The organism is Kitasatospora sp. NPDC056327, from assembly GCF_042261735.1.
Classification (GTDB): Bacteria; Actinomycetota; Actinomycetes; order Streptomycetales; family Streptomycetaceae; genus Kitasatospora.
On sequence record NZ_JBHJRC010000320.1, the window covers coordinates 1 to 9,260 of the forward strand.

Annotated in this window: 9 protein-coding genes; 7 read left to right on the top strand and 2 right to left on the bottom strand. The window is 73.7% G+C overall.

What is annotated here, in order from left to right:
- Positions 1–152: 152 nt before the first annotated feature.
- Positions 153–1,745 carry a phosphonate degradation HD-domain oxygenase gene (locus tag ACFCX4_RS31115; RefSeq protein ID WP_376149772.1) on the top strand — a complete coding sequence of 531 codons (1,593 nt, stop codon included), beginning with the start codon at positions 153–155 and terminating at the stop codon, positions 1,743–1,745.
- A 99-nt stretch (positions 1,746–1,844) separates the two neighbouring features.
- On the opposite strand, the gene ACFCX4_RS31120 is transcribed toward ACFCX4_RS31115, so the two are convergent.
- Complete coding sequence (locus ACFCX4_RS31120) at positions 1,845–2,651, bottom strand: GntR family transcriptional regulator (protein ID WP_376149794.1); 807 nt, start codon at positions 2,649–2,651, stop codon at positions 1,845–1,847.
- A gap of 343 nt (positions 2,652–2,994) precedes the next feature.
- Between ACFCX4_RS31120 and ACFCX4_RS31125 the strand changes: the two genes are divergently transcribed.
- Genes ACFCX4_RS31125 through ACFCX4_RS31150 form a run of 6 tightly spaced genes read left to right on the top strand, consistent with a single transcriptional unit; the run spans position 2,995 to position 8,164 of the window.
- Complete coding sequence (locus ACFCX4_RS31125) at positions 2,995–4,164, top strand: ABC transporter substrate-binding protein (RefSeq protein WP_376149775.1); 1,170 nt, start codon at positions 2,995–2,997, stop codon at positions 4,162–4,164.
- Between the two features lie 40 nt (positions 4,165–4,204).
- Positions 4,205–5,185 (top strand): ABC transporter permease, encoded by a 981-nt coding sequence (locus ACFCX4_RS31130; protein WP_376149777.1) that lies wholly within the window; start codon positions 4,205–4,207, stop codon positions 5,183–5,185.
- Positions 5,173–6,018: an ABC transporter permease gene (locus ACFCX4_RS31135; protein WP_376149780.1), complete on the top strand. Its 846-nt coding sequence runs from the start codon at positions 5,173–5,175 to the stop codon at positions 6,016–6,018. Before ACFCX4_RS31130 ends, ACFCX4_RS31135 begins: the two co-directional genes overlap by 13 nt.
- Before the next feature lie 25 nt (positions 6,019–6,043).
- Positions 6,044–7,129, top strand: coding sequence for an ABC transporter ATP-binding protein (locus tag ACFCX4_RS31140; RefSeq protein WP_376149783.1), 1,086 nt, complete (start codon positions 6,044–6,046; stop codon positions 7,127–7,129).
- A gap of 33 nt (positions 7,130–7,162) precedes the next feature.
- Positions 7,163–7,837, top strand: coding sequence for an HAD family hydrolase (locus ACFCX4_RS31145; RefSeq protein WP_376149786.1), 675 nt, complete (start codon positions 7,163–7,165; stop codon positions 7,835–7,837).
- Between the two features lie 6 nt (positions 7,838–7,843).
- Positions 7,844–8,164, top strand: coding sequence for a DMT family transporter (locus tag ACFCX4_RS31150; protein ID WP_376149789.1), 321 nt, complete (start codon positions 7,844–7,846; stop codon positions 8,162–8,164).
- A gap of 84 nt (positions 8,165–8,248) precedes the next feature.
- Here the strand turns inward: ACFCX4_RS31150 and ACFCX4_RS31155 are convergent, their stop codons facing one another.
- Entirely contained in the window at positions 8,249–9,214 is a 966-nt protein-coding gene (locus tag ACFCX4_RS31155) for a formylglycine-generating enzyme family protein (protein ID WP_376149792.1), read from the bottom strand.
- Positions 9,215–9,260: the final 46 nt, after the last annotated feature.

The following is a 9,260-nucleotide window of genomic DNA, read 5'->3' on the forward strand; positions in this document are numbered from 1 at the left end:
GATACGTACAATACTACACCGCCCCGGCCGTTCACTGTTCCCACCCCGTTCGCTCCCGCGACACCCGGACCTCACCGGCCCCCGGCAGGCTCCCGCCAGAGAAGTTGGCTATACAACTTTGCCGCCAACGCCGGGCCGCCGAGGAGACCACCATGACCACCGAGCCGTCGCCGTACTGGCTGCGCGACAACTGCCCCTGCGCCGGGTGCCGCGATCCGCGCAACGGGCAGAAGCTGTTCCGGATCACCGACCTGCCGGACGACCTGGCGATCGCCGCCGGCGCCGAGCTGGACGGGCACCTGGAGGTGCTCTGGTCCGACGGGCACCGCTCCCGCTACCCCCTGCCCTGGCTGGCCGGGGAGACCGGGGAGGCCGGTGACGACGGGCGGACCGAGGCCGGCAAGCGGCTCTGGGAGGCCGCGGACTTCGCGGACGGCCTCCCGGAGGCCCGGTGGGAGGCCTATCTGGCGGACCCGGCCGAGCGGGCCGCCGTGCTGACCGCCGTCCGCCGCGACGGCTTCGCCGTGCTGCGCGGCGTGCCGGCCGAGGAGCGGCAGGTGCTGGCCGTCGCCGGGACCTTCGGACACGTGCGGGTCACCAACTACGGCGAGCTGTTCGACGTCCGGATCGAGCCGGACCCGAACAACCTGGCGTTCACCAGCGCCGCGATCTCGCCGCACACCGACAACCCGTACCGGGACCCGGTGCCCACCCTCCAGCTGCTGCACTGCCTGGAGAACTCGGCCACCGGCGGGGACTCCGGCCTGGTGGACGGCTTCCGGGCGGCGGCGCTGCTGCGCGCCGAGGCGCCGGAGCACTTCGCGGTGCTGACCCGCACGCCCGTGCCGTTCGTCTTCCGCGACCGAGGCACCGAGCTGCGCGCCGACCGGCCGCTGATCGACGTCGACCCGCTGGGCCGGATCCGCGAGGTGCGGTTCAACAACCGCTCGATCGCCACCCTGCGCGCGCCCGCGGCCGAGCTGGACGCGTTCTACGCCGCGTACCGGGCGTTCGCCGCGATCACCCTGCGGCCGGCGCTCCAGCTGGACTTCCGGCTCGACCCGGGCGACTGCCTGATCTTCGACAACGTCCGTCTGATGCACGCCCGGACGGCCTTCGCCCAGGACGGCCGCCGCCACCTCCAGGGCTGCTACGCGGACCTGGACTCGCTCGCCTCCACGCTGGCCGTGCTGGAGCGGCGCTCGGCCGCGCTGGACGAGCTGGCCGCGCTGTTCGAGGGCGAGGGCGCCGGGGAGTACCTGGGCGAGGCGGTCACCATGGCCGAGCACATGCTGCAGGCCGGCGCGCTGGCCGAGGCGGCCGGGGCGGCCCCGCACCTGGTCGCGGCGGCGCTGCTGCACGACGTCGGCCACTTCCGGGGCACCCTGCACGGACGCGACCTGATGGCCGGACAGGACAACCGGCACAGCGACACCGGGGCGGACTGGCTGGCCCGCTGGTTCGGGCCGGAGGTGACCGGGCCGGTCCGGCTGCACGTGGCGGCCAAGCGCTACCTGTGCGCGGTCGAACCGGCCTACCGGGCGGGGCTGTCCGAGGCCTCCGAGTACACCCTGCGGGTGCAGGGCGGACCGATGTCCGAGCAGGAGGCCGCCGCCTTCGCCGACCACCCGGGCGCCGCGGACGCGGTGGCGGTCCGGCGCTGGGACGAGCAGGCCAAGGCCGCGGACGCGCGGACCCCGGACTTCGCCCACTTCCGGCCGCTGCTGGCCTCGTTGATGGGCTGACCCGCCCCTCCCCCGCGACCCGCCCCTCCCCCGCGCCCGGCGGCACCCCCGCACCCCCGCCGGGTCCGGGGGCCCCGCCGAGCCCGTCCGGGAAGAGGGTCAGTCCCCTTCCCGGGCGTGCCGCGAAAGCGCCGAGGCCGCGAGCGAGTTGTGCACGCTGAAGGCCACCGTGCCCGGCAGGTAGCGGTCCTGGGACCACTCCACCGGCGTGCCGGTCGGGTCCGTCGTCCGGCGGCGCTCGCGCAGCAGCGGGCCGCCGCGCCGGCAGCCCAGCAGCCGGGCGTCGTCGCCGTTGGCGGCGACTATGTCGATCGTGTGGTCGGCGTCGGTGAACAGGATGCCGTGCTCGCGCAGGACCTCGGTGTGCGAGACGACGTCCGGCGGCAGCTCGGCGACGATCTCGCCCACCCGGGGCGGGTAGATCGTCCGCTCGACCATCACCGGCTTGCCGGAGAGCGTGCGCAGCCGCACGGTCACGTACACCTCGGAACCCGGCTCCAGGCGCAGCTGCTCGCGCTCGGCGGCGTCGGCCGGGCGCCGGACCAGCGAGTCCAGGATGCCGCCGGGCTCCTCGCCCATCGAGTACGCCCAGTGCGTGAAGCTGAGCAGTTCGGAGAAGCTCTGCACCCGTGCCGTGCCGAGCACCACCCGGCGGGTGCCGCGGCGCGAGGTGACCAGGCCGTCCGAGCGCAGCACGGCGAGCGCCTGGCGCACGGTGCCGCGGGAGACCCCGTACTGCTCGGCGAGCGCGCCCTCCGCGGGGAGCCGGCCGGCCTCGCCGAAGGCTCCGGTGGTGATCGCCTCGCGCAGGTCGGCGGCGACCTTGCGGTAGAGCGAACCGGACGCGCGCTCGGCGCCCTGGGCGCCGGCCGGACGGGTCTCGGGGCGCTCCGGCTCCAGTGCCACGTCAGTCAATGTCCCTCCTGGGCAAGTGTCCTGCGCAGCCCGTAGCGGCGCGGACAGCCCGACCTTATCCCGCTGCGCTCCCGAAGCATCGCACTTGCCGGATCGTCCGCCGACGGCCTGATTCGACCGTTCCCGCAGCCGACCCCGGTTCTGGGCCATCCGTTCACCTTCCCGTCACCGCGCTCCGGCGTACTTACTGCCGTCAGCGAAGTTGGCTAGTCAACTCGGACGACGCGATCGACCGCTCACCCCGGCCGGCCCGCCGCCCTTCGCGAGACGCAGGCCCGCGGAACCCCCCGCGAACGCCCCCTCGCAGTACGCCCCCTTAACAGGAGACTTCCCCGTGACCGTGCACCGTGTCCGCGCCGCCGCCTTCGCGGCCGTCCTGACCGCCGCCGCGCTCTCCCTCACCGCCTGCGGCTCCGCCGGGTCGAGCGCCAAGTCCGGCGACACCGCCAAGGCCGGCGCCAAGGACGCCAAGGAGGCCACCTCCGCCGCCGACTTCGGCGGCATGGACGGCCTGGTCGCCGCCGCCAAGAAGGAGGGCAAGCTGCACGTCATCACGCTGCCCCGGGACTGGGCGAACTACGGCAAGATCATCGACAGCTTCAAGGCCAAGTACGGCATCGAGGTCGAGGAGGAGAACCCGGACGGCTCCAGCCAGGACGAGATCAACGCGATCAACTCCCGCAAGGGCCAGGACCGCGCCCCCGACGTGGTCGACCTGGGCAGCGCCTTCGCCCTCCAGGCGGTCAAGGACGGCATCCTCGCCCCCTACAAGGTCGCCACCTTCGACAAGGTGCCGGACACCATGAAGGACCCGAGCGGCGCCCGGGTGAACGACTACGGCGGCTACATCTCGATCGGCTGCGACGCCAAGAAGATCGCCAACTGCCCGAAGACCTTCGCCGACCTGCTCAAGCCCGAGTACAAGGGCCAGGTCGCCCTCAACGGCAACCCGACCAAGTCCGGCTCCGCCTTCGGCGGCGTCTACGCGGCCGCGCTCGCCAACGGCGGCTCGCTGGACAACATCCAGCCCGGCATCGACTTCTTCGGCAAGCTGAAGCAGTCCGGCAACTTCAACCCGGTCGAGTCGACCCCGGCGACCATCGAGAAGGGCGAGACCCCGATCTCGATCGACTGGTCCTACCTGAACGCCGGTTACAGCGACCAGTTCAAGGACAAGGGCGTCGACTGGAAGGTCTCCATCCCGTCCGACGGCTCCTACGCCCAGTTCTACAACCAGGGCGTCAACAAGTGGGCCCCGCACCCGGCGGCCGCCCGCCTCTGGCAGGAGTACCTGTTCAGCACCGAGGGCCAGAACCTCTTCCTCGGCGGCTACGCCACCCCGGCCACCTTCGAGGCCCTGAAGAAGGACGGCACCCTCGACACCGCCGCGGCCGCCAAGCTGCCCACCGTCGAGAAGCCCTTCACCACCTTCCCGAGCGTGGACCAGATCAACGCGGCCAAGAAGGTCGTCACCGAGAACTGGACCAAGGCCATCGCGGGCTGACACTCCGTCAGCACTACTCGAACGGGCTGAAGAAACACTCATGACCACGGCTCCCACCCCGGTGCCGACCACCCCCGCCGCCACCGTCACCGGTGGCGGCGCGGGGGCGTCCGCCACCGCCACGACCACCTCCCCCACCACCACGGCACCCGCCCCGCGGCGCCGGCCGCTCGCCCGCCTCGGCGGCGCGTCCTGGCTGGCCACCGTGCCGCTGCTGCTGTTCTTCCTGATCGGCTTCGGACTTCCCACCGTCGCCATCGTGATCGGCGCGTTCACCACCTCCAGCGACGCCGAGACCGGTGCCGGGCAGTTCACCTTCGACAACCTGGCGGACTCCGTCCAGGGCGGCTACCTCACGGCGATGCTGAGCAGCCTCAAGCTCTCCGCGCTCACCGCGCTGCTCTCCACCGTGATCGGCCTGCCGATCGCCCAGGCCGTCGTCACCTCCCGGCGCACCTGGCTGCGCCAGGCGGTGCTCACCGCCTCCGGCGTGCTCGCCAACTTCGGCGGCCTGCCGCTCGCCTTCGCGTTCGTCGCCACGCTCGGCAACGCCGGCGAGATCACCAAGCTGCTGCACCTCACCGACCACGGCTGGTCGCTGTACTCCTTCACCGGTCTGACGATCGTCTACCTGTACTTCCTCATCCCGCTGATGGTGCTCACCATCACCCCGGCCCTGGACGGCCTGCGGACCCAGTGGCGCGAGGCCGCGCAGAACAACCGCGCCACCACCGTCCAGTACTGGCGGCACGTCGCCCTGCCGATCCTGCTGCCGTCCCTGCTCGGCGGCTTCGTCCTGCTCTTCGGCAGCGCCTTCGCCGCCTACGCCACGGCCGCCGCCATGGTCGGCGCGACCGTCCCGCTGGTCAGCCGCTCGATCGCGGACGCGCTCTCCGGCAACGTGCTGGTCGGCCAGGGCAACCTCGCCCTCGCCCTCAGCCTCAACATGATCGTGGTGGCCGTCCTGGTGATGGCCGTGTACCTCCCCCTCCAGCGCCGGAGCGCCCGATGGCTCAGCTGACCTCCCCCGCCCCCGCCAAGCGACGCCCCGTGCGCTGGTGGCGCGGCGCCGTCCTGCTGCTCGCCGGCGTCTACTTCGTCGTCCCGCTCGCGGCCTCCGCCTGGTTCTCCGTCGACGACCCGAAGGGCGTCTCCTTCGAGGCCTACACCGGGCTGCTCTCCGCCCCCGGCTTCCTCGACAGCCTCTGGCTGACCCTCGGGCTCGCCGTCGTCACCGTCCTGGTGCTGCTGCTCCTGCTCGTCCCGGCGCTGATCGCCGTCCGGCTCGGCGCGCCGAAGCTGCGCCCGGTGATCGACGTGCTCTGCACCCTGCCGCTGGTCGTCCCGCCGGTCGCGCTGACCGCCGGCCTCATCGGCGTGCTCCGCTGGGGCCCGGACTACCTGATGGACACGCCGTTCTTCCAGACCTTCGTGTTCGTCCAGGACCCGGACTTCCCGCTGGTGCTGGTCATCGCCTACGTGCTGATGGCCCTGCCGCTCGCCTACCGCGCCCTGGACGCCGGACTGCGGTCGGTGGACGTGCGCACCCTGGTCGAGGCCGCCCGCAACTGTGGCGCGAGCTGGCCGCGCGCGGTGTTCACCGTCATCCTGCCGAACCTGCGCGGGGCCCTGCTGAACGCCTCCTTCCTCACCCTGGCCCTGGTGCTCGGCGAGTTCACCGCCGCCTCGATCCTCGGCTTCCAGCCCTTCCCGGTCTGGATCTACTCGGTCGGCAACAGCCAGGCCCACATGTCGGTCGCGGTCTCCATCCTGAGCCTGCTGCTCACCTGGCTGCTGCTGCTCCTGCTGGCCACCCTCGGCCGCGAGCGCGGCACCAAGACCGCTACCTCCTGAACCCGAACCCCCGGAGCCACCCATCATGACCACGGCCACCGCCCCCGTCGCCGGCGTCCCCCTCGCCCCCGGCGGCGCGACCGTCGAATTCCGTTCGCTGCGCCGCGCGTTCGGCGCCACCACGGCGCTCGACGGACTCGACCTCACCGTCCACCCCGGCGAGCTGCTCGCCCTGCTCGGCCCGTCCGGCTGCGGCAAGACCACCGCGCTGCGCATCCTGGCCGGGTTCGAGCAGCACGACTCCGGCGAGGTGCTGGTCGACGGCCAGGACATCACCGCGATCCCGGCGCACAAGCGCGACGCGGGCATGGTGTTCCAGTCGTACAGCCTCTTCCCGCACCTGACCGCCGCCGACAACGTCGCCTTCGGCCTGCGGATGCGCGGCAGCGGCAAGGCCGAGCGCCTCAAGCGGGCCCAGGAGCTGCTGGAGCTGGTCGGCCTGCCGCAGCACGCCGGCCGCTACCCGCACCAGATGTCCGGCGGCCAGCAGCAGCGCATCGCGCTCGCCCGCGCGCTCGCCCTGCAGCCGCGGGTGCTGCTGCTCGACGAGCCGCTGTCCGCGCTGGACGCCAAGGTGCGGCTGTCGCTGCGCGAGGAGATCCGGCGCCTCCAGCAGGAGCTGGGGATCACCACCCTGTTCGTCACCCACGACCAGGAGGAGGCGCTGTCGATGGCCGACCGCGTCGCCGTCCTGCGGGCCGGCCGGCTGGAGCAGTGCGCCACCCCCTCCGAGCTCTACGCCCGCCCGGCCACCGCGTTCGTCGCCGAGTTCGTCGGCACCATGAGCCGGATCCCCTGCGAGCGCTCCGGCGACGGCGTGGAGGTCCTCGGCCGCCGCCACGCCGTGGACGGCACCCGGCCCGCCGACGGCGACCTGCACGTGCTCGTCCGCCCCGAGAACGTGCACCTCACCCCGGCCGGGGACGGGCCCGCGCTGGTCGTCTCCGCGTCCTTCCTGGGCGCCGTCACCCGCCTCACCGTCCGTCTGGCCGACGGCACCGAGGTCAAGGCGGACCTGCCCACCGAGGCCGCCGCCGCGCTGCCGATCGGCTCGCGCGCCACGCCCGCCCTTCCGGAGCGTCCGGTCCTGGTCGACCGTCGTACGGTCTGATCCGCCCTGTTGAACCGCTCCGAAGGTACCGCCATGCCTCACACCCCCCCACCCGCAGCCGTCCTCTTCGACATGGACGGCACCCTCGTCGACACCGAGCAGCTCTGGTGGCAGGCCGCCGCCGAGCTGGCCGACGAACTGCACCACCGCCTGGGCGACGCCGACGCGCCGGAGGTGCTCGGCCAGGCGATCGAGCACACCGCCGCCCACCTCCACCGCGTCACCGGCACCTCCCTCTCGGAGGCCGAACTCGCCGACCGCCTCGGCGAGTCCTTCGCCGGCAAGGTCGCCGCCGAGACCGTCCCCCGCCCCGGCGCCCTCGCCCTGCTCGCCTCCCTCCGGGACGCCCGGGTGCCCACCGCGCTGGTCTCCGCCTCCCCCCGCCGGGTCGTCGACCTGGTGCTGGGGACCCTGGGCCGCGACTGGTTCGCCGTCACCCTGGCCGCCGAGGACACCCCCCGCACCAAGCCCGCGCCCGACCCCTACCTGGCCGCCGCGTACCTGCTCGGCCTGGACCCGGCCAGCTGCGTCGCCGTCGAGGACACCCCGACCGGGGTCGCCTCCGCCACTGCCGCCGGCTGCGCCGTCCTCGCCGTCCCCTCCAGCGCCGTCCCGATCCCGGACGGCTCCCGGGTCACCCTGCTGGACAGCCTGGAGCACGCCGACCTGGCCCTGCTCGGGAAGCTCGGCGCCGCGCGCGGGGTTTGAGCCCCCGTGCCCTATCTCCTCCTCGCCCTCGCGATCGTCAGTGAGGTCTGCGCCACCAGCTGCCTCAAGCTGACCGAGGGCTTCACCAGGTTCTGGCCGAGCGCCGGCGTGGCCGTCGGCTACGTCCTCTCCTTCGTCCTGCTCGGCCGTGCCCTCAAGCACATCCCGGTCTCCGTCGCCTACGCGGTGTGGTCCGGCGCCGGCACGGCGGCGGTGGCCGGCATCGGCATGGTCGCCTTCGGCGAGTCGCTGGGGCGGATGCAGTGGCTCGGCCTCGCGCTGATCGTCGTCGGCGTGGTCGTCCTGAATCTGAAGGGCGGTCACTGACCCGGGACCTCCGGTCGTGCCGAGGGGCGGGTCCGCCGCCGGGCCCGCCCCTCCGTGCGACCGCCGGGTGTCCCCGGGGCCGGGTCAGCCGGCCCCGGGTGCGTCGGCGGCGACCCGGAAACCGATGTTGCCGGCCGAGCTGTCCGGCGTGTTGGAGCTGCGGGCGGCCACCCGGTAGCGGTTGCAGTAGGACGCGTGGCACATGTGGGAGCCGCCGCGCATCACGCGCGCCGTGCCGTCCGGCGGGCCGAGCGGGTCCCGGCGGGGCCCGGTGCGGTGGAAGCCGACGCTGAACCAGTCGGCGCACCACTCCCAGACGTTGCCCACCGTGTTGTGGAGCCCGTAGCCGTTCGGCCGGTGGGCCGTCACCGGGACCGTCCCCCCGCGGCCGTCCGGCGGGGAGTCCGGGACGGGGAAGTCGCCCCGGAAGATGTTGCACTGCGCCCGCCCGCCCGGGGCGAGCTCGTCGCCCCACGGGTAGCGGGCCTGCTCCAGGCCGCCCCGGGCGGCGTACTCCCACTCGGCCTCGGTCGGCAGCCGGGTGCCCGACCAGGCGCAGTACGCCTGCGCGTCGTGCCAGGAGACGTGGACGACGGGGTGGTTCTGCCGGGTGGTGACCGAGGAGCCCGGCCCCTCGGGGGTCCGCCAGGTCGCGCCCGCGACCGCCCGCCACCACGGGACGGCGGCCACCTGGGGCGACCCGGCGGCGAGCGCGGGGTCCAGGAAGCCCTCGAAGACGTAGGAGTAGCCGAAGCTCTCGGCCTCGGTGCGGTGGCCGGTGGCCTTGACGAAGGTCGCGAAGGCGGCGTTGGTGACCGTGGTCGGCGCTATCCGGAACGGGCTCAGCTCGACGGCGCGGACCGGACCCTCGCCGTCCGCCGGGTAGCCCTCGCGGTCGTCGGTGCCCATCAGGAACCGCCCCCCGGGCAGGCCGGTGAGCTGCCGCGCCACCCGGGCGGCCCGGGGGTCGGCGAGGGCCACGGCGACGGGGGCGGCGGGCCCCTCCGCTCCTCGGCCGGGGGTGCAGCAGGGCTTGGGGGACGTCGACACGCGGGTTCCTCGTCGGGGACGGGGGCCCGGGGGCGGCGGCCGGCCG

What these genes read in the sequence shown, in the direction of transcription:
- ACFCX4_RS31115 (WP_376149772.1), top strand. Translation starts at nt 153, where the DNA reads ATGACCACCGAGCCGTCGCCGTACTGGCTGCGCGACAACTGCCCCTGC.
- ACFCX4_RS31130 (WP_376149777.1), top strand. Translation starts at nt 4,205, where the DNA reads ATGACCACGGCTCCCACCCCGGTGCCGACCACCCCCGCCGCCACCGTC.
- ACFCX4_RS31135 (WP_376149780.1), top strand. Translation starts at nt 5,173, where the DNA reads ATGGCTCAGCTGACCTCCCCCGCCCCCGCCAAGCGACGCCCCGTGCGC.
- ACFCX4_RS31145 (WP_376149786.1), top strand. Translation starts at nt 7,163, where the DNA reads ATGCCTCACACCCCCCCACCCGCAGCCGTCCTCTTCGACATGGACGGC.
- ACFCX4_RS31140 (WP_376149783.1), top strand. Translation starts at nt 6,044, where the DNA reads ATGACCACGGCCACCGCCCCCGTCGCCGGCGTCCCCCTCGCCCCCGGC.